Source organism: Butyricimonas sp. RTP31003st1_G1_RTP31003_210430, assembly GCF_040920905.1.
In the GTDB taxonomy this organism is placed as follows: domain Bacteria; phylum Bacteroidota; class Bacteroidia; order Bacteroidales; family Marinifilaceae; genus Butyricimonas; species Butyricimonas paravirosa.
Window position 1 is genome coordinate 71,714 of record NZ_JBCOSQ010000008.1, and the last position, 24,846, is coordinate 96,559.

The window sequence follows — 24,846 nt, forward strand, 5'->3', positions numbered from 1 at the left end:
TTATTCGTTATTATTAATTTCTAGCTTTCAATTCTTCCAAATGCCCGTTCTCCTCTTCCCATTCTTCCATACAGACTTCCAAGCGTTTTTTCATCTCATCATAAGTTTTTAATAACTCATCATTAATCACGCCTTCTGCCATTTTTCCCTCTGCCTCCCCGATCTTTTGTTCCAAATCAGCAATTTCCACTTCTAACTTCTCGATCTTCACTTCTGACTTTTTGATCTCTTTATTCCATTGTTTCCGTTCCTCAAAAGCAATTTTATTTTCAGAAACAATCTCCTCTTCCACAACATCCTCCTGCTGCAATTTTCGAGGGTGCATCTGTTCATATTCCCGGAAACATTCCAGTTTCTTAGCCTCTAGGAAATGCGCAACACCTCCCAGGTATTCCTTTATCCCCTTGTTGGCGAATTCATACACCTTATCTGCCAACCCAAGCAGAAAATCCCTGTCATGGGAAACGACAATCACAGTTCCTTCGAACTTCTTCAACGCATCTTTCAATATATCTTTCGTGCGCATATCCAGATGATTCGTCGGCTCATCCAAGATTAACACGTTATAAGGTTCTAATAACAAACGTACCATTGCCAAGCGGGTTCGCTCTCCCCCGGAAAGCACCTTCACCTTCTTGTCGACATCCTCACCGGAAAACAGAAAAGCCCCTAATATATCCCGGATTTTCTTCCGGATTTCACCTACTGCCACTTGGTCTACCGTATCCAGAACACTCAACGAAGGGTCAAGCAAATCAGCTTGATTCTGCGCAAAATACCCGATATTCACGTTATGCCCGATCTTCAGGTTTCCCTCATAGGGGATCTGATCCATGATCATCTTCACCAAAGTTGTTTTACCTTCTCCGTTCCTTCCGACAAAAGCAACTTTCTCTCCTCTCAGCACATCAAGATTCACTTCATGCAGTACCACGTGATCACCATACGCTTTACTCAAATCCCGCCCACTCACGACAATATCCCCCGAACGTACCGCCGGTTGAAATCGCACATTGATTCGTGCTGAATCTTCCTGTTCAATCTCGATTCGTTCTATTTTTTCCAGTTGTTTGATCCGGGATTGTACCTGTACCGCTTTTGTCGCCTTATAACGAAAACGCTCGATAAAATCCTCCGTATCCTTAATCTGCTTTTGCTGGTTCTCGTAAGCACGTTGCTGTTGCTCGATACGTTCCTTACGTAATTCGGTAAAACGTGTATACGATACCTTATAATCATATATCTTTCCCAGCGAGATCTCTACCGTCCGGGTTGTAATATTATCCAAAAATGCACGGTCATGTGAAACAAGAACCACAGCCCCAGGATAACCTTGCAAGAATGACTCCAACCAAGATATAGACTCTATATCCAAATGATTTGTCGGCTCGTCCAATAAAAAAACATCGGGACGTGCCAATAATATTTTAGCCAACTCAATCCGCATACGCCATCCCCCACTAAATTCCTCGCACCGCCGTTCCAGATCTTCCTGCCGAAATCCCAATCCTTTCAACACGACCTCAACTTCACCGTCCATATTATCCGCCCCTCGCATATGTAACATCTCGGTCTTCACGTTCAATTTATCAATCAGCGCCATGTAACTATCCGACTCGTAGTCTGTACGCTCGCCCAATTCCCGATGCAAACGCTCCAATTCTGCCTGCAAATCCAGCACATCATTAAACGCTGTTTCCGCCTCTTTCCGTACGGTCTTACCTTCTGCATACACTTTCGTCTGTGGCAAATACCCGATTTTCAACCCGGAAGGAACAGATACACTTCCCTCGGAAGGCTCTTGTACCCCGGCCAATATCTTCAATAATGTAGACTTTCCGGCCCCGTTACGCCCAGTCAGACCAATCCGATCTCTTTTGTTCACCAGAAAAGAGATAGAGTCAAGCAACGCGTAATCTCCAAATAAAACACTTACATTATTAATTGAAATCATATATCATCATGCAAAATAAAACCTTCTATATTTTAACGAGTACAAATATACGAAACTTATAGACACGGGCAAACGAGTTTACCCGTGTGTTACAAGTTACAAGTTCACAAGTTACAGATTGCAAATTCAAAATTTGCACATAAAAATAACCTACACCCCGACGAAATCATATAAAAAATGACAAATATCTTGTTTTATCCATCAAATATTTTTTATATTTGGGAAATTTAGAAAGAATACTAACTACATAAAAGAATAAAATATGCCCAAAGGAGTATTTAAACTACCAAACATTACCAATGAACCCATCAAAAGTTATGCACCGGGTTCTCCGGAAAGGAAAGAATTGAAGTCACAAATCAATCAATTGCGTTCTATCGTTGCCGATGTTCCAATGATCATTGACGGGAAAGAAGTTCGCACGGGGAAACTGGTAGATATTCGTCCGCCACATGATCATCATCATCTGCTCGGACACTATCACCAAGGGGATGCCAGCCATGTGCAAATGGCAATTGATGCTGCATTAAAAGCTAAACCGGCTTGGGAAAAAATGAGCTGGGAAAGTCGGGCTGCCATTTTCTTAAAAGCGGCTGATCTTTTAGCCGGACCTTATCGTCAACGGATGAATGCCGTGACCATGTTAGGACAATCCAAAAATGCTTTCCAGGCAGAAATCGATTGTGTGGCAGAATTAGCTGACTTCTTCCGTTTCAACGTGAAAAATATGTACGAAATATACCATATGCAACCGAATTCCGCTCCGGGGATCTGGAATCGTACGGTATGGCGTCCTTTGGAAGGATTTGTTTTCGCCCTTACTCCATTCAACTTTACCTCTATCGCGGGTAACTTACCGGGAGCCCCGGCATTAATGGGTAATGTTTGCGTTTGGAAACCATCCAAGACTGCCGTTTACTCGGCACATCTGATTATGGAAATTCTAAAAGAAGCCGGATTACCTGACGGTGTTATCAACTTGGTTTACTGCTCAGGCCCGACGGCTGCCGATGTTATTTTCTCTCATAAAGATTTTGCAGGTATACATTTCACGGGATCAACTCAAGTATTCAATGATATTTGGGCTACTATCGTGAAAAATATTGATAAATACAGAAGTTATCCGAGAATTGTTGGGGAAACCGGAGGTAAGGACTATATTTTCGCCGACCCGACAGCATGTCCTAAAGAAGTGGCAACAGCCATCGTACGCGGGGCGTTCGAGTATCAAGGACAAAAATGTTCTGCCGCCTCACGCGCCTACATTCCTGCCAATATCTGGCCCGAAGTAGAAAACTACGTGCAAGAGGACATGGCTAGCATAAAAGTTGGTGGAGTTGAAGATTTCACGAACTTTGTAAACGCCGTTATTGATGAGGCATCTTTCGTTAAATTGTCTAACGCAATTGATGCTGCAAACAAATCGGAAGATGCAGAAGTGATTATCGGCGGGCATTACGATATGAGTGCCGGATATTTTATCCAACCGACCATTATCCAAGCTTTCAAACCGGATTACATTACCATGCGGGAAGAATTATTCGGTCCGATCTTAACCGTTTACGTTTATGATCCGGAAAAAGTAGATGAAACATTAGATATTCTGGACAAATCATCGGCATACGCTCTTACCGGAGCTATTTTCTCTAAAAATCGTGCCAACATCGAGGAAATGACAGAGCGTTTAACTCACACGGCCGGTAATTTCTACATCAACGATAAACCGACAGGAGCTGTTGTTGATCAACAACCTTTCGGTGGTGGTCGTGCATCCGGTACTAATGATAAAGCAGGAACGATCTTCAATTTATTGCGTTGGGTTTCACCACAAGCCATTAAAGAAACGTTTGTTCCGGCAACGAACTATATGTATCCTAATTTCTTGGAAGAATAGAACTTTTAATTCTCCATACAAGCTGAACGTCATGCACGTTCAGCTTTTTCTTTTTTAGAAAAGCTGATACTTTCGGTTTACAGCATAAAATGTTTCTCGTGAGATATGATAGATTCGGCAAACAGCCGACACGGACATCCCCTCTTCAAGCAAATGACTAATCTCTTCCCGGTTATCCAGCAACACGTTTTGCTTTCCTTTTCCCGGTGGACGTCCCAAACGCACGCCTTCCGACTTCCGGTGAGCCAAAGCTTCTTTAGTCCTCATCGAAATCAGATTATGCTCAATTTCTGCCACCAAGGCAAAAGCAAAAGCTAAAACTTTACTATTGATGCTATTGTCAAAAGCATAACCATCTTTTGTACTATATACCGTTATATTCATTTCAAGACAACGATGAAGTATCGACATTATGTCTAGCAAAGTCCGGCTTAATCGGGATAATTCAGTAACGATTAACACGTCTCCCTTTTTCAAACTTTTCAATAATCGCCCTAATTTCCGGTCATGCTCTTTCTTTTTGCCACTTACCACTTCCGTCACCCAACGGTTTACGGTCAAGTTTTTCCTTGCAGCAAATTTTTCAATTTCTTCTTTCTGATTCTCAAGATGTTGTTTCCCTGTGCTTACCCTTAAATATGCTATTGTCATAACCCTTCCGTTTTACAAAATAAATTAAAACAAAGACATTAATAGTCATTTTATAAAAAAATTCAGAATCACAAATATAAACAAACAAATCACACAGGTGTCAAGTAAAACGTTCATTTTACTAGACAAATATACCAAATTTTAGGAGAAACATGATGAATTCTTGCAAAAATATTACTAACAAGACCCTTACACGAAAGAAAAGGTATATAAAAAAATCTAATCTTTCATGCAAAAAGCAGTGTCAACTTTAATGAACGTTTAGTCTGACAAATAGTTTTAAATAAGGCGTTAAATCATATGAAAATCGAATTCACATTCGGTATGTAGAATTATATAACAAATTGATTATGAACAAAAGAGAACTCACTAAAAAAGTAGCAGAAAGAAGTGGACACACCCAAGCAACTTCTGCATTAATCATTAACACTTTTATCAGTTGTATACTGGAATCTCTTGAAGCAGGTGAAAAAGTTACGATTCAAGACTTCGGAACTTTAGCTGTAAAACAACAAAAAACAAGAGAAAGGTTCAATTTGATTACCAAAAAAGTGGAAAAATATTCCTCTTACGATTACATCAAGTTTATAACCAGCAAATCGTTAAAAAACAAACAAAAAGAAAGAAGTTTAGCAACAAAAGAATAGAGATACTTATGTATCTCTATTCTTTTTGTAACTAGCTTTGTATCGTTAAATGATTACAATGTGTTCTTGATCAGTTAGTTTCTCGCAATAGTGACACTTCAACACGATAGGAGAACTCCCGACAACATCGAATTTCGTACGAACATTCTGGTTGTTGGTAATACATTTCGGGTTCACACATTTAGCAATTCCCTCCACGTGTTCTGGCACCATAACCGCTTTTTTCTCCGCAACTTCGAAATCTCTTATAATATTGATTTTTGCCGTCGGAGCAACTAAAGCCAACTTGTTTATCTCATCATCTTTCAAGAATTTATCCCAAATCTTGATAATTCCTTTTTTACCTAACTTGCTACTAATTAAGTTGTAACCAAAAGTTACCGTATTCTCCAAATTCTGGATTCCCAACACGTTAATCACGTCAAATAATTTCTCTGCAGGAATATGATCTATTACCGTTCCGTTCTCCACGGCACTAACCTGTAATTCTTTCTTTGCTGCCATATCTCTTTGTTCTTTAATTACCATTTTAAATCTAATGTCTTGAAAATAATTGCTTGACGAGTGTATACCCCGTTCAAAGCCTGCTGGAAGTAATATGCCTTCTTGTTATCATCCACATCCTCGCTGATCTCATTCACACGAGGCAGCGGGTGAAGAATCCTCATGTTATCTTTTGTCCCAGCCAGCATGGAGTTTTTCAAGATATAAACATTCTTCACTTTCTCGTACTCCAACGGATCTGCAAAACGCTCCCGTTGTACGCGTGTCATATAAAGAATGTCCGCATCATTGATCACGTCATCTAGCTCGGTATGCTCGTAATAAGGAATATGCAATTCATCCAAGAATAACTTGTAGGCTTTCGGCATCTCCAATTCTTTCGGGGAAATAAAGTGGAACGTCGGGTTAAAATGGCTCATTGCCTGTAATAAAGAATGGACTGTTCTTCCGTATTTCAAGTCCCCAACCATGAAAATATTCAGATTTTCAAGGGTCCCCTGCGTTTTATAGATAGAATACAAATCCAACATGGTTTGAGTCGGGTGTTGATTGGCACCATCTCCCGCATTAATTACCGGCACATCAGCAACCTCACTGGCAAAACGGGCTGCACCCTCCAAAGGATGACGCATCACAATCAAGTCGCAGTAGTTATCCACCATCTTGGTCGTATCTTTCAATGATTCCCCTTTTGTCGTACTAGAGGATGAAGCATCGGAAAATCCGACAATACGACCTCCCATTCTACTAATAGCTGTTTCGAAACTCAAACGCGTACGAGTAGATGGCTCGAAAAACAGGGAAGCAACCACCTTACCCTCTAATAAATTACGATTTGGGTTTTTCTCAAATTCAGAAGCTATTTTCAATACTTCCAAAATGTCCTCTTTCGAGTAGTCGGTAATGGATACTAAGCTACGTTTATTCATAATTCTATATATTAAAAGTGTTTATGTTCGTTCATACTCTCCCATATAAAAAAAAACCAACAATGTCAACTAACGACAATGTTGGTTTTCTGTATCTTGTTAAAACAACGACTATGTCTCTGCCTAAACTGCAGGCATAAAAACAATCTTCGCCGAATATTTTGATGTTCTATCTTCATATCGGAATACAAAATTATGCATAATTTCCATCCGAACAAAACGATTTTCCAATTTATTTTCCAAAATATTTCTCACAAAAACGAGAATTCCTGCAAACGAACCAGTTACAAGAAAAAAAATTCACCCCAAAAATCCCATGTATAAACTATAACCGGGAAGCAATCTGATCGACTATATCTTTAGCTACCTCCACCTTTGTCTTCAACTCATAGACAGTCTTATCTCCCGCTTTATCCAGAATTGTCACCTTATTCGTATCTACACTAAAACCCGCTCCCTTATCATTCAAACTGTTCAAGACGATCATATCCAAATTCTTTCGTTGCATCTTAGAAAGAGCGTTCATCTCTTCATCATTCGTTTCCAAGGCAAACCCGACTAATAATTGCGACACAGTTTTTATTCTTCCTAATTCAGCAGCAATATCTTTTGTTGGCAGCAATTCCAGCAACAGATCATCCTTACCCCGTTTAATTTTGTGATCGGCTTTTTCCTTCGGGGTAAAATCAGCCACAGCAGCACTCAAAACCGCGACATCACTGTTGACAAATTCTTTTGACGTTACTTCGTACATCTGAGCTGCAGACTCCACGTCCACCCGACGAATCGCAGGGTGACTCGTTTTCAGATTTACAGGACCACACACAAGCACCACTTCTGCCCCCCGTCCTGCAAGTTCCTCCGCAATAGCCAAGCCCATTTTTCCGGAAGAGTAATTCCCGATAAAACGTACAGGATCTATTTTCTCGTAAGTAGGCCCTGCCGTTACCACAACTTTTTTACCTTTGAAATCCGCCTGCCGAGCAAAATAATCAGTAATAAAAGCAACTATCCTTTCCGGTTCCTCCATTCGTCCTTTCCCTATCAACCCACTAGCCAGTTCCCCACTTTCCGGTTCGATAATAATATTACCAAAAGATTGCAATACCTTCAAATTCCGCTGCGTTGCCGGATGTTTATACATATCCAAATCCATTGCCGGAGCAACCATCACCGGACATTTTGCAGACAAATATGTCGTTAGCAAAAGATTATCTGCTATACCTCCCGCCATCTTTCCAATCGTGTTCGCAGAGGCCGGAGCTATCAGATACAAATCTGCCCACAACCCCAAATCAACATGAGAGTTCCAATCCCCATTTTCCGGGTTATAAAAATCGACCATAATCGGACTCTTGGAAAGAGTCGCCATTGTCAAGGGAGTAATAAACTCTTTCGCCAAGGGGGTCATAACCACTTTCACGCTCGCCCCTTCTTTCACAAGCAGACGAGTTAATGTTGCGGCCTTGTACGCGGCAATACTGCCCGTCACTCCCAATATAATATGTTTTCCTTTTAACATCACTTATTTATAACGTTATAAATTCACGTTTCTCGAATTCAAATACCAAAGAAAGATGAACTGCTTGGCAAATTTAAAACAAAAAACCTGAAAGTATAACACTCTCAGGTATATTCTTTTCCTTAAAGACAGGGACTATTCCTCGTCTGCATTATTTGCATCACCTTTCTCTTTCGAGGAAACACGGAAATAAATGTCCCCGTCCTCAAATTCTTGGGTAGCAATCAACACGGGTTTCGGCAAACGCTCGTAATACTTGGAAATCTCGATCTGTTCCCGATTTTCAAATATCTCTTCCAAATTATCCGCATAAGAGGCAAACTCTTGAAGTTTCCTACTTAACTCCTCTTTCATTTCAACCGAAATCTGATTAGCCCTTTTACCGATCACGGCTACTGCCTCGTAGATGTTATCCGCTTTACTGGCCAATGATGCAGGATTCCGGGTAATAGTATTATTCGGCGCTTTAACTTTCTTAAAATCTACCATGGTTAATTTGAATATTATTGTTTTATCTGGTTATTCTTCTTCATCAACATCATACGGTTTCAAGAACTCGTTGATGATTTCATATTTTCGAGCCATTTCCTTGGCATAACGACTTTCCGGGTATTCATCAAGGAAATAATAATACTCCTCTTTAGCCGCATTATAACGTTCGTATTGTTTATCTTCAACACTATTTACAGCCATCTCGTACTTGGAATTGAACAACATGTACATGATTTCTTCCCGATATTTAGATCCGGGGTAATCCTTTAAACAATTCTCAAGACTCACTACGGCCGATTTATATTTTTCCCTCAAATAGTAATTTCTTGCACTCAAGTAATCTTTGTAAGACAACTTATCCCTCATCTCATCCATGTATTCATGAATTTGCTCTTTACGGGAACTGTTCGGGTAACGGCTCAAATAAAGCTGAAAACTTTCCATTGCTTTCTCTGTCACGGTCTGATCCAATCTCGCTTTCGGAGAGGCCAAGAAATTACAATACCCGATCATGTATAAACATTCTTCCACGTAGGAACTTTCCGGATAGATAGAAACGAATTGTTTAAACAATTCTGCCGCAACCTCATAATCTTTTTGGTTATAACTACAGAAAGCCCGGTAATAAGCCACACTCTGAGCCTTGGATGTTCCCTGAAAAACCATCCGAATTCCATCGAATAAATTGGATGCTTTCGTGTAATCTCCATTATTATAATACTCTACCGCTTTCTTATACATGGCCTGAGAATCACCACTTTTTAAGAGTTTCTGATACTCACTACATGAACTCATCAAAATTATCACAAGCAGAAATCCTATAAAATTCTTCATCATAAAGTGCCTTTTTTGCATCACGCAAAGATAAATTATAAATATCAAATTACAAAGATAATGAATGAAAATTCTGAATATGGATTCAAATCATGAATTCCCTTTCAAACCAGTGAAGAGAAAATAATTTTTATTTATAAAACATTCTAAAATTTTCATTCAACTAATTTATGTCATATATTTGTTGAATAATGGTCATCAAAAGCCTAGTAATGGTTATTCAATTAACATTCAAATCATTTTGTATGAAAAAACAATTAATTATATTCCTATTATGTCTAATTACGCTCCAACTACAAGCTCTAGACAGGCGGATTATTCGGATTTCCACTGCTTCCACGGATTTAATTCTTCAAATAGGAACAAACGGGCGTCTGTACCAGTCATACTTGGGTCCCCGACTTATTAATGAAACCGATATAAATCACTTTTTAAATGACGAGACCATATCTGCCTGCAAATGGGAAGCATACCCGGGGTCCGGAATGGAAGATTATTTTGAACCAGCGTTAGGCATTACTCATAGCGATGGGAACATGACTACTTTGCTGAAATACATATCACAGGAGATTCACCTAATAGATAGTAACACGACAGAAACGATCATTGTATTGCAAGATGAAGTCTACCCAATCGAAGTAAAACTACACTATATGGCTTTTGCCAAAGAAAATGTCATAAAATCATGGTCAGAAATAAGCCATCAAGAAAAAAAATCAATAACCTTATTCCGGTATGCATCAACCATGTTATATTTTCAAAATCCCCACTACTTTTTAACAGAATTCAGTGGTGATTGGGCTAATGAGGTTAACATGACCTCTCAAGAATTACAGTTTGGGAAAAAAATTCTTGACACCAAATTGGGGAGCCGATCCGCCATGCATACCCAGCCATTCTTTCAACTAGGTATAGGACACCCCGTTACAGAAAATGAAGGATTAGTTTTAGTAGGAACCATCGGATGGACCGGAAATTTCCGGTTTACCTTTGAAGTCGACAATATCGGAAATCTACGTGTAGTCCCTAGTATAAATCCTTATGCGTCGCATTATGAACTTCTGCCGGGCAAAATATTCAAAACACCCGAATTCATTTTTACCCTTAGTGAAAATGGAGTCGGCCGTGCCAGTCGCCAATTACACGATTGGGCCCGTCGTTATCAAGTGAAAAACGGACTGGGAGAACGTCTCACTCTATTAAATAATTGGGAAAATACCGGTTTTAACTTCGATGAAAAAATATTACTTAACCTGATAAAAGAAGCTCAACATCTTGGAGTTGATATGTTTTTATTAGATGACGGCTGGTTCGGGAACAATTATCCTCGGAATAACGACCGTGCTGGTTTAGGAGATTGGGAACCCATGACCAGTAAATTACCCAACGGCATTGCCCCCCTAATTGACGGGGCCGAAAAGAGTGGTATTAAATTCGGAATCTGGATTGAACCTGAAATGATCAATCCCAAAAGCGACCTCTTCAAGAAACACCCGGAATGGGCGATACACCAATCCAATCGGGAACCTTACTATTATCGTAACCAACTAGTGCTAGATATGAGCAATCCCAAAGTACAAGATTACGTATATAATATCGTCGATCATTTAATGACCCGACACCCGGGAATTGCTTTTTTCAAATGGGACTGCAATAGTCCTATTACCAACATCTACTCCCCGTATCTAAAGAACAAACAATCCCAATTATACATAGACCATGCACGAGGAGTGTATACCGTTTGGGAACGAATAAAAGAAAAATATCCAGACCTATCCATGATGCTTTGTGCCGGCGGTGGCGGGCGTTGCGATTACGAAGCATTAAAATATTTCACGGAATTCTGGCCAAGTGATGACACGGATCCCGTGGAACGAATCTTTATCCAATGGGGATTCTCGCAAATATACCCATCACAAGTTCTTTGTGCCCATGTAACCAGTTGGGGTAAACAATCCATCAAATTCCGTACAGACGTTGCCATGATGTGCAAATTGGGATTTGACATTAGTATTTCAAGCCTAACACCGGATGAACAAACCTTTTGTCAGGAAGCCGTAAAAAACTTTAAACGCCTATCCCCCATTATTTTACAAGGGGATCTCTATCGCTTGGTTTCACCTTACAAGACCAACCATGCTGCAGTAATGCATGTTGGGAAAGATCAACAGCAAGCCATTCTGTATGCCTACGACTTGTATCCCCGATTCGGAGAAAGCCTTATTCCAGTCAAACTACAAGGACTTGATCCGACCAAAAACTATAAAATTGAAGAAATCAATCTCATGCCGAGACGTCGGTCTTCATTGAAAGCACAAGGTAAAACGTATTCCGGTGATTACTTGATGAAAGTAGGGATAGAAGTGTTTACCACGAATAAAACGCACAGCAGGATTTTAGAAATAACAGCATTATAACATATCCGTTCGTACTATGCTATTGATTAACCATTCGGCTAGGCTTTCTCCGTGCTTCCTCCGTGCTTTCTCCGTGCCACTAGCGAGCGCCCCTCGTAAAATGTTTGTTCAAAAAGGGGGTGAGTTTGGCCCAAAACAAGACCTTAAGTAGAGAGAAACCTAACGAGAGTGTACCAAACGTTGCATGAATAAAAATAGGGACTAAGTATTTAAACGTATTTCTTCCTTCCAGATCGCAACTTTTCAAAAGAACTTATTTGGAATACATTTTTTTAGTTACCTTTGTTTCCACATTGTAAATAATAAGATTAAGAATTTCAAAATATTTATCGAAGTGGACATTTTTGAAAGAGTAAGACAACAAAAGGGAAACATTGGTCAATATGCCAAACAAGCTCATGGCTATTTCTCTTTCCCGAAATTAGAGGGCGAAATTGGTCCCCGCATGAAATTCCGCGGTAAGGAAGTTTTAAACTGGAGTTTAAATAATTATATCGGTCTTGCAAACGACCCGGAAGTGCGTAAAGCTGACGCCGAGGCTGCTGCAAAATATGGTATGGCTTACCCGATGGGGGCACGTATGATGAGTGGGCAAACTTCTCGTCACGAGTACTTGGAATCTCAATTAGCAGAATTTGTGGGAAAACCGGACGCTTTCTTATTAAACTTCGGTTACCAGGGAATGGTTTCTATCATTGATGCCATGACCAGCCGTCATGATTGTATCGTGTACGATGCTGAAGACCATGCTTGTATCATGGACGGTCTTCGTTTGTCTCCGGCAAAAAGATACGTGTACCAGCATAATGATATGGAAAGCTTGCGTAAACAACTGGAAAGAGCAACCAAATGGGTGGAAAACACCGGTGGTGGTATTTTGGTGATTACGGAAGGTTTATTCGGTATGGCAGGAGATCTTGGTAAATTGGACGAGATTGTAGCTTTAAAGAAAGATTTCAATTTCCGTTTACTCGTGGATGACGCTCACGGATTCGGAACCATGGGACCCCACGGAGCCGGAACAGGAGATCATTTCGGTGTAATGGACGGTATCGACCTTTACTTTGCAACTTTTGCTAAAGCAATGGCAGGTATCGGTGCATTCATCGCTTGTGATGAAGATATTTGTATGTATTTGAGATATAACATGCGTTCTCAGACCTTCGCAAAATCACTCCCGATGCCTATGGTTGAAGGTGCGATCAAACGCTTGGAACTATTGAGAACCAAACCGGAATTGCGTGAAAAATTATGGACGATCGTAAGAGCTCTCCAAGCCGGATTAAAAGCTGACGGATTGAATATCGGAAGAACCAATTCTCCGGTTACTCCTGTCTATTTGTCCGGTAGTGTGGCTGAAGGAACACAGGTTGCCATGGATTTAAGAGAGAACTATAACTTGTTCTGTTCTATCGTGGTTTATCCGGTTATCCCGAAAGGCCAATTATTACTCCGCTTGATCCCGACGGCTATGCACACCTTGGAAGACGTGGAATACACGGTAAAAGCGTTCAAGAATGTTGCCCAAAAGTTAGCTAACGGAGAATACAACAAAGACGTAGTTGTTGATGCAAACGCTCTATAATTGAAGCGTTACTAAATACAAGTAAAAAAGAGGGAAATTTCCCTCTTTTTTAGTACCCTAAAGCCCTAATAACAAATAAAAAACCTACCTGCCGAAACAGATAGGTCCATCTTGCTTGTGTTCAATCAAGATGATTTATGGAAAAGCTAATCTAATGAGACATACCTAAAACAAGCCCCAGTCCGTAAGGAACGAGCCAAAAGGCCCAGACAATCACACTGAATTTGCTAAAATTACGCATCGCCTTCTCATTCCCTTTCCGGTAAGTTACTATGGCCCAAACCGCATGAATTGCCATCAAAACAATCGCAAGCATTCCGGTTATCCCATGTAAAGGATCTACATCTCCTTTTTGTCCTGCAATATCGGACATAATCGCCGTCCCCAAAGAATCGGCAACCAAACCCAAAAGAAAAAACACGATGTGCCACAATTTCAGCCTGCCCTGTACCTTCTCAGCCCAAGTCCCTATCGTGTAAAAAACAAGGGCTAACGTGATACTTGTTATTGCTGCTCCTAAAAAAAACATATCTTCAAAATCTTAAATTATTACTCGTAACGAATAGCATCTATCGGATTTAACCGGGAAGCTTTGCGGGCTGGATACCAACCGAAGAATATCCCGGTAAACGTACAAACCAAGAATGAAATGATGACGGAATACAATAAAACAGATACCGGCCATCCCAAAAGCGAACGCAGTGCTAATGCCACCCCAACTCCCAAGGCCACACCTATAATTCCACCGGAAACACTGATGATGATTGATTCGATCAAAAATTGGAACAATATATGTCTCCCCTTGGCCCCGATGGACATTCGCAAACCGATCTCCCGCGTACGTTCCGTCACGGAAACATACATGATATTCATGATCCCGATACCCCCAACCAATAGAGAAATACCTCCGATACAAGCCAAAAGTATAGTCAAAACTTTCGTTGCCATCGTCAACACGGAACTCATCTCTTCCAAAGAACGAACCGTAAAGTCCTCCTCTTGCGTTCCAGATATACCATGCGTTTGTCTCAATACTCCGGTTATCTCCCGGATCACTTTATTCGTGTACTTTTTATCCGCAACGGAAACATATATCCCGTGCATATAAGGAATAGCTAACAATCTTTTTTGTATCGTCGTGAAAGGAGCCACTATAATATCATCTTGATCTCGTCCCATAGAGTTGTACCCTTTGGGAGCTAATACCCCGACAATACGGAATGGTACTTTATCAAAACGAATAACCTGCCCAAGAGGATCCTCCCCATTCTTGAACAAATTATCCACGATAGTCTGCCCTACCACACACACCTTGGCCGCCATTTTCATATCCTGATCACTAAACATTTCTCCTTTGGCAACAGATAAACGACGAATTTCCATATAATCCTCGTTAATCCCATAAATAGAAGTAGGAGTATTATTAGGTCCATAAATAGCCTGTCCCGATTTTGTCACGTAAGGGGAGCAACTTTCCAAGTAGGGAACTTCCGACATAATGGCTTGATAATCTTTCAACTCTAAAGTCTGCACGATCACTCCATTTTGCCGGATACCTCCCACCATCGCATTGGTCGGGTTGACCACGATCATATTAGCCCCAAGCTCCTCTATCTGTTTTTCAATACTACGCTTGGAGCCTTCACCAATGGCCAACATCGAGATCACCGAACTCACACCGATGATAATTCCCAACATCGTTAGGAATCCGCGCAATTTATTATTACTTAATGCCCGAAGGGCTATAACTATCAAATTTCCGTAATTCATAAATCACAAATTAATTGATTTTCAATTGTCTAATCGTTCTCTTTCGGTAACGCCTCCAATGCCTGTTGTGCCGACCCGATCTGTAGATTTACCTTATCTTCGATAATCTGCCCATCCCGCAGCAATATGTTACGGCTACTAAATTCAGCTATTTCCGGGTTATGAGTGACAAAAATAATCGTCCTCCCTTCTGCATGTAAACGTTGAAACAATGCCAAAATCTCGTATGAAGTGCGGGTATCCAAATTACCAGTCGCCTCATCAGCCAGCAAAATAACGGGATCATTCACCATGGCACGAGCAATGGCCACCCGTTGTTGTTGACCTCCAGACATTTGATTGGAACGATGGTGAATCCTGTTTTCCAACCCAACCGCCTTCAACGCATCCAAAGCCCTCTCCCTTCTCGCTCGTTTCGAATAAGAAGGATTATACAATAAAGGTAATTCCACGTTTTCCAATGCTGTTGTTTTGGGTAACAGATTATAGGACTGAAAAATAAAGCCTATCTTCAAATTTCGAAAAGAAGCCCGTTCATTCTTTCCCATATTTCGAACCGACATCCCATCCAGATAATACTCCCCGGATGTCGGTATGTCCAAACACCCTAACACATTCAACAAGGTCGACTTACCGGAACCACTCGTTCCCATAATCGTCACGAACTCTCCCGGCTGAATGGCAAAAGAGACATCTCTTAAAGCATGTACTGTTTCCGAACCTACCACAAAATCCCGACAGAGATTTTCTATTTTTATAATATCTTTCATTTGTCCGTTTCATTTAGGTAGAGCTGTCCAAAAAGTCATTTTTCAAACTCCCTCCCTCCTTCGGGGTACTCCCTCTATAAACAGAGGGAGAATTGAAATACTCCATGTTTTCGGGAAGAGTCACCAGTTCCTCCTCTATTTATAGAGGAGATGGCACGAAGTGATGGAGGAATTTTGGAAATAAAATGACTTTTGGAACAGTCCCTCTCCAATTAGTCATTACTTTAATGCTGTGGCCGTGCCCCGGTCATATTAGGCATCAAAGGATTTCCCCCCCGGTTTCGTTTTCTTCACGTCGGCAGCCTTCTCCGGCAAACGTATTCCGGTCACCACGCTTTCTCCTTCTTGAACTCCCTCCAACACTTCCGTGTAAATACCGTCCGATATTCCAGTACGTACATCTTTAGATTTCAATCCTTCAAGCGTTTGTAACCAAACTGATTTACTCGTTTGTGTTTTTACTTCTTCAGTCATCACAGGCATCCCATCTTCATCCTCCGGTTGGAAACGTAGGGCACGCAAAGGCATTACCAACACATTCTTCTTCTCATGTATCAATACGGTAATACTAGCCGTTAAACCGGGTTTCAGTTTTAAATCCGGATTCGGAGCATCAATAACCACCTCGTAAGTAACCACGTTTGAAGTCACGATAGGCTCTAAACGCACCTGAGTCACCGATCCTTCAAAATGCTCATCCGGAAAAGCATCCACGGTAAATATTACTTTTTGTCCTTCTTGTACCTGACCAATATCGGCCTCATCCACGTCCGCAATCACCCTCATCTTCCGCAAATCATTTGCGATCACGAATAACTTCGGAGTATTAAACATCGCGGCAACCGTCTGTCCCTCATCTACTGCCCGTGAAATAACCACCCCGTCAATCGGAGAATAAATCATACAATAATTCAAATTTGTTTTCGCTTTGATCAAATCAGAACGTGATCTGTCCAAAGCCCGACGGGCATTCTCATATTGATATTCGGCAGTCTCAAACTCAGAATCACTCACCAATTTTTTAGCATACAAACCGGACACTCGTTCGTAATTCTTTTTCTGATAGTCAAACTCGTTTTGATTGGCATAAAGCGTTGACTGTTGCGCTTCATATTCCGACTCCAACACGGTCTTATCCAATTCTGCAATAAGTTGTCCCTTCTTCACCTCTGAATTATAGTCCACGAGAATGCGGGCTATCGTACCGGACACCTGCGTTCCCACTTCCACCTGCGTAATAGGCTCTATCGTACCGGTAGCTGTTATCGTGTTACGGATATTACCTCTCCTCACTTTAAACACCTCGTAATCTATCTTCGCTTTTTCTTCCGTGCGAAAAGAAAAAAACAAGAAAATAGCTCCCACGACAACGATTATTAAAATAGCAATCTTTTTCATTTTCAATCTCTTTTATCAAACATTAGATATTAATCGATTCATTTCTATAAAAATTCAACAGCTTATATGCAAGCACTGCCTGATACTTAGCTTGAATCCGTTCTTGTAAAGCCGATAGATAATTATTCTTTTCGACCAGTAGCTCCACAGCATTCTTCATTCCGGCATCAAATTTTTCTTGTACTTGTCGATAACTCTCGTAAGCGGATTTCACTCGCTGTATGGCTGCAGAATACCGACTTTGAGCGGCAACAACATCCTGATGCAAGGATTCAACCGTCTGCAACAAATCTTTTCGGGTATTTTGTTCATCTAACCGGACTTGCTCCGTTTGCAATTTTGCTTTTGACACATTCAAACGGGCTTGTTTCCGGTTCCAGATCGGGATACTGATATTAACCCCTACGTTTTCCACCAACCGATCATCCATCTGGGAAAAATAAGAACCGGAACTCTTGGAATCGTGATTTGTAGAAACGGAAGCCGAGAGCGCAACCGTCGGTAAATATCCGGCCTTGGCAATCTTCTCTCCTAAGACAGATGCTTCCACGCTTATTTGTCTACTTTTCATCTCCGGCATTACCAACAATGCTTCCCGATAAACATCTTCCAATCTAGGAATAGTAACCAACACGCTCTTTTCATCCAGCTCCGGAAACATCACTTCAAAATCTTCTTCCGGTTCCAACTCCAAAAGTTGTTTCAATTGCAATTTAGAAAAAGCCAAATTATTTTCGGATTGTATCACCCGGTACTGATCGCTACTATACAGAGATTCCATCTGAGCCAAATCACTTTGACTGATAGAACCCGCTTGGCACAACTCCCTAGAACGGGCTAATTGTACTTCCGAGCTCTCTAATGTCTGTCGATCCGTCTTTAACGTTTCATTGGCATACAAAATTTGCAAGTACGCCTCTGTTACAGCTATCTCTATATCATTCTGCGCCACAAGCACGTTCAGCTTCATGGCCTTCTCCGTTAACTCTTGTTGCAGAATGGAACGGGAAAGCTTTCTTCCCTCGTAAATCGAAAGATTACCATTTAAAGAATAGCTACCCGTGTAAGCACTCGATGATTTCAAATCCCCGTTTGTTCCTGTCTTTTTCTGATGTGCCCACCCTTGAGTACTGGAAAAACTCAACGAGGGTAAACGTTGTGCCTTCCCTCGGGATAATTCAACAGACGTATTTTCCAATGCCACCCGGGCGTATCCCACCTGAAGGTTATGCTCCCGGGCATGTTCGATACAAGCACGCAGAGACCAACCTTCTTTTTTCTCTTGAGCAACCCCGTCATGAACTCCGGAAAAAAAGATACATACACTTCCGAAAAACACTATAAATCCCTTATTCACGCTTCTAAAACGTGAACTAATATCACCTAAACATCTCATAATTCAATCTTTGAAGTCTATATTGTCCTTGAGCGAATAATATCTACAATATGTTCATTATTAATAATGATCATACCGTGCTTATCACTCGTGATTCCATTTTCCAATTTATACGTGTAAGTCGGCACCTTATCTCTCATCACGGTAGGAAGGTACGCAAATGTCACATTATCACATGCTTTTCCCAATTCCTGCCCCACTTCGATAATATGTGTCGAAATCATAAATGAACAAGCTTTTCTATTTGCCAACGCTTTCGTTACCGCCAAAGTAGCATCAAAAGCATCCTTCACGTTTGTTCCTTTAAATAACTCGTCAAAGATCACCACCAAGCGTTTTGACAAACTGACCTCTTCCGCCACTTTCTTCACCCGAAGCACTTCAGCGTAAAAGTGACTGTATCCCATGTTAATATTATCAGGTACGTTGATTGAGGTATATAATCCGTCTTGAATGGAGAACGTCATACTTTTCGCAGCCACGGGGAATCCCATGTGTGCCATGTAAACGGCAATACCGAAAGATTTCATCAGCGTGGACTTTCCTGCCATATTCGCCCCTGTCAAGAAAAAGATATTTTTACTCTTCGTGATTTCCAAATCATTCGAAACTGCACCGGGAAGAGCCGGATGAAATAGTCCTTTAATTCCTATTGACATTTCATCATCCGTCAAGGCCACAGGAAAACTGAAATCTCGTTCCCGGGCCACCCGTCCCACCACAGTATTCACATCTATTTCATGAAACAATTTTACCAATTCGGCAAATTGTTTATTCATGTCACAACGCAAAAGCTTGTCAAACTTGAACATCTCTGTCAAGCTTAAGTTTTTACCTTGGAAATTCAGCACACAAGCTAATGTTTTATTCTGTAACAAAGCCTCTCCTTTCTTGATGCCCTCTTCCATCGGATTCCCGGCAATCGTCTTACCGACTTCATCTAAATAACGTTTGGCCTTTTGCAAGAAAAACACCGTGGTAATAACTTGTTCATGCCATTGATTGATAACTGTATTATTACCAATCAATTCCAACATCTTTGCTCTGAACAAAAGAGCCAAATTGAACACCCAATGTTTTCCGCTTGCTCCCGCCAAATACTGTTCCACCACGTCGCACTCTTTCGTGTCTCCGGGGAATGCAACATCATGTTCTTTAAAGTGCCGAAAAACCCGTGTGCGTTGATTGATTTCTTCGGCATTCGTCAATGGATTCAAGAACATTTTTTCCAATAAACGTTCTCCTCCACGAGTCACCATTCCGGAAAAGATACTGTAAATTGAATTATTCTTAAACTTACCAAGAATATTCAAGTCCTCTAAGGTCTGTTTATCTGTCTCGAAACTCATCGTGTACCTCCTTCTCCATTGATAATTTCTATAATTCTCTCGTTATTAATAATAATCATTCCATGTCTATCATTCGTGATACCTTCCGTCAACTGATAAGTATAAACAGGAGTGCTGCCCTCCATCTTTGTAGGTAAATAGACAAAACGGATATTTTTACAACGCTCTTTCAAAGCCTGCCCCACCTCAATGATATGTGTCGAAATCATAAACAAACAATCCGGAATTTCAGCAAATGCCTCTGCCACAGCCAACGTTGCATCATACGCATCTTTCACGTTCGTCCCCCTGAAAAGTTCATCAAACACGATGACCAGATTCTTTGTCTGACACAATTGCTGGGCCACTTTCTTTACTCTCAACACTTCAGCATAAAAATGACTATAACCCATACTCAGATTATCCGGTAGATTAATCGTTGTGAACATTCCGTTACGCACAGAAAATTCCATCTCTTTCGCCGGAACCGGAAAACCTACATGAGCCAAGAATAAGGCAATGGTGAAAGACTTCATAAACGTCGACTTTCCTGCCATATTTGCCCCGGTAAGAAATATAAGATTACTATCCTTATCCACATCTATCGAATTCCCCACGGGTTTCTTCAAGAACGGGTGGAAAATACCTCTCATCCTCAACACATTCTCTTCTGCCGGTAAAACCTTTGCAAACACGAAACCTCGTTCTACGGCAACCTGTCCCACGGTGATATACACGTCCATCAAATATATATTATACATCATCTTGAACAACTTATCCCGCTCTTCAAATCGGAATACCCGATCATATGTCACCGCCTGCTCGTAAGTCACCTTTTTCTTCCCTTTTTCCTGCCGGAACCAGTTCCAATTTTCATTGGCAAGTAATGCCTTCAACTCTTCATTAGACTTCTTCACGTTCGGATCTGTCGCCTCTGCCCCGGAACTCAGAAAATCATCCAACACATTCAACATCTCCAAACATCCCATTATCCCGTTATGAATCCAGGTATAGTCTGTATCGGAGCCCATCATATTCTTCATCTTCCTACCCAGCGTGTTATCCTGTACCATCAATTGCGTTCGACGATCCGTGTTATTCAGGTAAAACTCCATTGCATCAAATATCGCACCCCGGAATGGAAAAGCCACCCGGCTATTCATATAGTAAGCAATAATCTTACTCCGGTTTTCAATCGCCTCCACTTCAGAAAGAGGAAACTGAAACATCTCCTCCAATTGCCGGGCACCTCCCCGTGTATGCATCCGATTGAAAATCTCATACACCGACTGATTTCTACCCGTACCAAACACGGCTAAATCATTCAGTGTCTGTTTATCTATCTTAAAACTCATCTATTCACCATTTATATGTCTGATCCACGACTAACGTCCCTATGCCAATAGGGAACGTCAATCATAAACCATCAAATTATTTTGATCTTCTACGAATCCATAAAATCACCCCGGCACCAGCCAGCAACAGAGGTAATACACCCATGAAACCCCAGTTCATCATGTTGAATCCGGTTCTCCTGATATCTACCCGGTTATCCGTTGGTTGCGCTCTCCTTATGTCCACGGGCATTTCATTATTAGATAACCAATGGTAAGTTCCCAAGTCCATCACGAAATTGGTCTGAGAACGGGATTCACCGATCTCACCATTTGAAATACAGTCTGCATCCCCCATGATCATGATCCGTTGTTCCTTATCTCCGACTTTACGCATCAAAGCCAATGCCGTACAGTAATCCCCCACAACTTCACCTTTCTCCGGGTTTGGAATCATCTCATCTTCTGTATAGTCCAAAGATTCCATTTCATTCCAAACTGCATAGGAACGATTTTTCTTGTTAGCAATACTCAAGGTGTCACTTCTCAATACGGGAACCATCTGAAACCCACGATCAGCAACAACCTCCAAACCGGCAGCCGTTGGCAATAATACACTATAAGCCAATCCATAATAAAAACTCAAATTTCTCGCTTCGGGAGTGATCAAACTACACAAGATGTCCGGTTGCAACCACTCTAAACGATATTGCACCAACGTACCTTTCATTAATTCCACCCCGAACAATTTATTCATCAATGGATTCATCACGTCCCGTCTTCTCGGTTCTCCCAACAAGTACATATTTCCTCCGTTGGCTATATATTCTTCCAAAACCTGTTCCTCTTTCTCAGAAAGCGGTTCACGCATATCCGCTAAGGTCAAAATATTTACATCTTCAGGAATACCCTTTTCCAAATCAATCTCCACAACATCAAATCCCTGATTGATCAAAGCTTGACGGAAATCTTTCTTATAAGCAAAAAAACCATAGCCACGGCTCCTGTTATCATGGATAGAACGCATACCATATCCTTCCACAAAACCGATTTTCGGTAATTCCATCACCATCCGTTTCATTGCAGCGGAGATCTCTGCCTCGGTAGGGAAAGGATTCATCGGATCATCGTATGTACGCAACCAAGCTCTACGTCCGTTTTCCCGCACCAATTCCCATGCAAAAGTACGCTCTCCGGTCAAATCCGTCATCTTACGTACCTCTTCTGGTGTTTTCAGACGATTACTATCAATTCGATAGATTTCACACCCTTTTTTAGCCGCTTCCCACAACGTCATACCATCTTTCTTCAACTTATTGGCAAAAGTCTCGGCATAGGCAGGTGAATCTTCTACGGTGATCGTATCATAATAATAAACTACTTTCAATTTTGTTTCCGGCTTAAAGCGTTCATACTGTTTAAACAACTCCCGGTTAGATTGAATAAAATGCGGGAACGAAAACAATGCATAGTTAGGAGACAGTACGTTCACGTAAGCCGTGATCGACATATCCCCATACAATTTCGATACAATTTCCTGACTCTGTGGGGTCAAAGTGTTCCATTTTGTAGAAGACGCATCATAATATGCCATCAATTTCGGACGAGAAGAAAAATATCCTAATGTACAAGCGATCAAAATCACCGCTATATATCTACCGAAAGAAACCTGCCATCTTACTTTCTGACGCACTGCATTCAAACGAATCACCGTCAAGAACAAGAACAAAGCCGTCACGATCGGGAAATACAACAAGTCCTCAGAGCAAATCATACCCATGATAAATGTGGAGGCTCGCCCGTTGATACTGAACCAATAAGTAATATCGCGAATAATATCATACTCTTGCCACCATCTTCCGACCATACTCAGCAACATCAAAATAATAAAAGTTCCAATGGCCGCCACGAACTGATAAGAAGTCAAACTGGACATGAAAATACCCACGGCCACATACGTACACGTCATCAGGAACAATCCCAACAAACCGACCAACACCACTGGCAATTCGAAGTCCTTCACCGTACACTCTGCATAAATAACGTACAATAACAAGATTCCGCACATTACGGCTGCATATAACACCATAGAAAAGAACTTGCCCAAAATGATCTGCGAGTTTCGAACCGGAGAAGAATATAACAACTTGATTGACCCGCTACTCAACTCCTTACTGATCAATCCCATCGTCAATAACGGGATATAATAATAGAGGTAATTCTGTACAATTCCCCAGATTCCTTGTGGGAAAAGTCTCATGGAGACCATAAACGTATTCCCGTTGCCCAGCTCGTTTCCTTTCATGAACCACTCGTACTGCGCTGTGAAGAACATACCCGTCTGCACGGCAAATATCACGAGCAAAAACCACGCAACCGGCGAATAAAACAACATCTGCAATTCAGCCTTCGCAATTCTATATATTAATTTCATACGATCTATTTTAAAATTAGCATTTTACTTCTTTGCTTTTTTAGACAAGGCGGCAAAAATATCGTCTAACGAACTTTTCTCCTGTTGGATTTCCATCAATCGCCAACGATTATGCGAGCTGGCTTCCACCAAACGTTCCACTACACCTTCTGCTTCTGAGAAACGAATACGATAACGTTGTCCCCCTAACTCCTCTACATCCGTTACCCCCTTGATTCTCATCAATTCTTCTGTTGCCGGAGCATCAGCCAACTGCAAGAAAATAGAATTCGAAGTCAAGCAATTATCAAACTCATCCACCGTACCATTAAATACCAATTGCCCCTGTTCGATCATGAATATATGATCACACATAGCATGAACCTCCGTCAAGATATGCGTGGAAAGAATCACAGTACGTTCCTTTGCAATACTCTGGATCAAATGACGAATCTCTAAAATTTGAGTCGGGTCCAATCCGTTTGTAGGCTCATCAAATACCACCAACGCCGGTTTGTGAACAATTGCCTGAGCAATACCCACCCGTTGCTGGTATCCTCCGGAAAGATTCTTGATCAAACGAGAACGGAAATGCGCGATAGAACAACGTTCCAGTACCTCATCCACCGCCGCCTTGATCTCTTTATCCGGCATACGGCGCAAATAAGCGGCATGGGTCAAATACTCCTCTACCGTTAAATCTCCATACAAGGGAGGTTGTTGCGGTAAAAATCCGATACACCGTTTTGCTACCAACGGATCTTTGCGGGTATCCGCTCCATCAATAAAAACTTCTCCTTCAGTTTGTTTCAACACCCCGCACATGATATTCATCACGGTGGATTTCCCCGCACCATTGGAACCCAATAATCCGTATATACCCTGTGCCGGGATGTCGAAACTAATATCTTTGACAGCCCATTGTACACTATATCTATGAGATAGATGGCATACTTTTACAATAGCTTCTTTCATATAAATATCTTAAAATAATCACTTAATCTATTT

20 protein-coding genes are annotated in these 24,846 nt (G+C 41.2%); 4 read left to right on the forward strand and 16 right to left on the reverse strand.

Annotated elements, in window-relative coordinates; translation table 11 throughout:
- Nucleotides 1-13: 13 nt before the first annotated feature.
- Entirely contained in the window at nucleotides 14-1,954 is a 1,941-nt protein-coding gene (locus AB5542_RS04155) for an ABC-F family ATP-binding cassette domain-containing protein (RefSeq protein ID WP_118304891.1), read from the reverse strand.
- A gap of 262 nt (nucleotides 1,955-2,216) precedes the next feature.
- Between AB5542_RS04155 and pruA the strand changes: the two genes are divergently transcribed.
- Nucleotides 2,217-3,848 (forward strand): L-glutamate gamma-semialdehyde dehydrogenase, encoded by a 1,632-nt coding sequence (gene pruA / locus AB5542_RS04160; RefSeq protein WP_279040758.1) that lies wholly within the window; start codon nucleotides 2,217-2,219, stop codon nucleotides 3,846-3,848.
- A 54-nt stretch (nucleotides 3,849-3,902) separates the two neighbouring features.
- Here the strand turns inward: pruA and AB5542_RS04165 are convergent, their stop codons facing one another.
- Nucleotides 3,903-4,499, reverse strand: coding sequence for a recombinase family protein (locus tag AB5542_RS04165; RefSeq protein WP_087421739.1), 597 nt, complete (start codon nucleotides 4,497-4,499; stop codon nucleotides 3,903-3,905).
- Between the two features lie 317 nt (nucleotides 4,500-4,816).
- Between AB5542_RS04165 and AB5542_RS04170 the strand changes: the two genes are divergently transcribed.
- Complete coding sequence (locus AB5542_RS04170; protein WP_255378869.1) at nucleotides 4,817-5,146, forward strand: HU family DNA-binding protein; 330 nt, start codon at nucleotides 4,817-4,819, stop codon at nucleotides 5,144-5,146.
- A 45-nt stretch (nucleotides 5,147-5,191) separates the two neighbouring features.
- Here AB5542_RS04170 and pyrI read toward each other — a convergent pair whose 3' ends face one another.
- The 5 genes from pyrI to AB5542_RS04195 all read right to left on the reverse strand — a co-directional run bounded on the left by pyrI (nucleotide 5,192) and on the right by AB5542_RS04195 (nucleotide 9,430).
- On the reverse strand, nucleotides 5,192-5,650 hold the full coding sequence (gene pyrI, locus AB5542_RS04175) for an aspartate carbamoyltransferase regulatory subunit (protein WP_162613827.1): 459 nt from the start codon (nucleotides 5,648-5,650) through the stop codon (nucleotides 5,192-5,194).
- A 17-nt stretch (nucleotides 5,651-5,667) separates the two neighbouring features.
- Nucleotides 5,668-6,579, reverse strand: a complete 912-nt coding sequence (gene pyrB, locus AB5542_RS04180; RefSeq protein ID WP_087421736.1) for an aspartate carbamoyltransferase — start codon at nucleotides 6,577-6,579, stop codon at nucleotides 5,668-5,670.
- Between the two features lie 325 nt (nucleotides 6,580-6,904).
- The gene (gene coaBC / locus AB5542_RS04185; RefSeq protein WP_087421735.1) at nucleotides 6,905-8,104 is read right to left on the reverse strand and encodes a bifunctional phosphopantothenoylcysteine decarboxylase/phosphopantothenate--cysteine ligase CoaBC; all 1,200 of its coding nucleotides are present in this window, start codon (nucleotides 8,102-8,104) and stop codon (nucleotides 6,905-6,907) included.
- Between the two features lie 132 nt (nucleotides 8,105-8,236).
- On the reverse strand, nucleotides 8,237-8,590 hold the full coding sequence (locus tag AB5542_RS04190; protein ID WP_027203087.1) for a DNA-directed RNA polymerase subunit omega: 354 nt from the start codon (nucleotides 8,588-8,590) through the stop codon (nucleotides 8,237-8,239).
- 30 nt (nucleotides 8,591-8,620) lie between these two features.
- The gene (locus AB5542_RS04195) at nucleotides 8,621-9,430 is read right to left on the reverse strand and encodes an outer membrane protein assembly factor BamD (RefSeq protein ID WP_087421734.1); all 810 of its coding nucleotides are present in this window, start codon (nucleotides 9,428-9,430) and stop codon (nucleotides 8,621-8,623) included.
- 242 nt (nucleotides 9,431-9,672) lie between these two features.
- Between AB5542_RS04195 and AB5542_RS04200 the strand changes: the two genes are divergently transcribed.
- Both AB5542_RS04200 and AB5542_RS04205 read left to right on the forward strand, forming a co-directional pair.
- Nucleotides 9,673-11,844 (forward strand): alpha-galactosidase, encoded by a 2,172-nt coding sequence (locus tag AB5542_RS04200; RefSeq protein WP_288215197.1) that lies wholly within the window; start codon nucleotides 9,673-9,675, stop codon nucleotides 11,842-11,844.
- Nucleotides 11,845-12,178: 334 nt separating this feature from the next.
- Entirely contained in the window at nucleotides 12,179-13,429 is a 1,251-nt protein-coding gene (locus AB5542_RS04205; RefSeq protein WP_118304889.1) for an aminotransferase class I/II-fold pyridoxal phosphate-dependent enzyme, read from the forward strand.
- A 151-nt stretch (nucleotides 13,430-13,580) separates the two neighbouring features.
- Here the strand turns inward: AB5542_RS04205 and AB5542_RS04210 are convergent, their stop codons facing one another.
- The 9 genes from AB5542_RS04210 to AB5542_RS04250 form a co-directional block, all read right to left on the reverse strand.
- Nucleotides 13,581-13,958, reverse strand: coding sequence for an HsmA family protein (locus tag AB5542_RS04210; RefSeq protein ID WP_270542846.1), 378 nt, complete (start codon nucleotides 13,956-13,958; stop codon nucleotides 13,581-13,583).
- 20 nt (nucleotides 13,959-13,978) lie between these two features.
- Nucleotides 13,979-15,199, reverse strand: a complete 1,221-nt coding sequence (locus AB5542_RS04215) for an ABC transporter permease (protein ID WP_288215198.1) — start codon at nucleotides 15,197-15,199, stop codon at nucleotides 13,979-13,981.
- A gap of 29 nt (nucleotides 15,200-15,228) precedes the next feature.
- On the reverse strand, nucleotides 15,229-15,969 hold the full coding sequence (locus AB5542_RS04220; RefSeq protein WP_270542844.1) for an ABC transporter ATP-binding protein: 741 nt from the start codon (nucleotides 15,967-15,969) through the stop codon (nucleotides 15,229-15,231).
- 252 nt (nucleotides 15,970-16,221) lie between these two features.
- Nucleotides 16,222-17,367 (reverse strand): efflux RND transporter periplasmic adaptor subunit, encoded by a 1,146-nt coding sequence (locus AB5542_RS04225; RefSeq protein ID WP_368242988.1) that lies wholly within the window; start codon nucleotides 17,365-17,367, stop codon nucleotides 16,222-16,224.
- 22 nt (nucleotides 17,368-17,389) lie between these two features.
- Nucleotides 17,390-18,763: a TolC family protein gene (locus AB5542_RS04230; protein ID WP_288215199.1), complete on the reverse strand. Its 1,374-nt coding sequence runs from the start codon at nucleotides 18,761-18,763 to the stop codon at nucleotides 17,390-17,392.
- A gap of 17 nt (nucleotides 18,764-18,780) precedes the next feature.
- A complete protein-coding gene (locus AB5542_RS04235; RefSeq protein WP_288215200.1) occupies nucleotides 18,781-20,112 on the reverse strand; it encodes a MutS-related protein in 1,332 nt (443 codons plus the stop codon).
- The gene (locus AB5542_RS04240) at nucleotides 20,109-21,446 is read right to left on the reverse strand and encodes a MutS-related protein (protein ID WP_273307673.1); all 1,338 of its coding nucleotides are present in this window, start codon (nucleotides 21,444-21,446) and stop codon (nucleotides 20,109-20,111) included. The genes AB5542_RS04235 and AB5542_RS04240 overlap by 4 nt, the downstream gene beginning before the upstream one ends.
- A gap of 76 nt (nucleotides 21,447-21,522) precedes the next feature.
- Nucleotides 21,523-23,859: a Gldg family protein gene (locus AB5542_RS04245; RefSeq protein WP_288215201.1), complete on the reverse strand. Its 2,337-nt coding sequence runs from the start codon at nucleotides 23,857-23,859 to the stop codon at nucleotides 21,523-21,525.
- Between the two features lie 24 nt (nucleotides 23,860-23,883).
- Nucleotides 23,884-24,813, reverse strand: coding sequence for an ATP-binding cassette domain-containing protein (locus AB5542_RS04250; protein WP_288215202.1), 930 nt, complete (start codon nucleotides 24,811-24,813; stop codon nucleotides 23,884-23,886).
- Nucleotides 24,814-24,846: the final 33 nt, after the last annotated feature.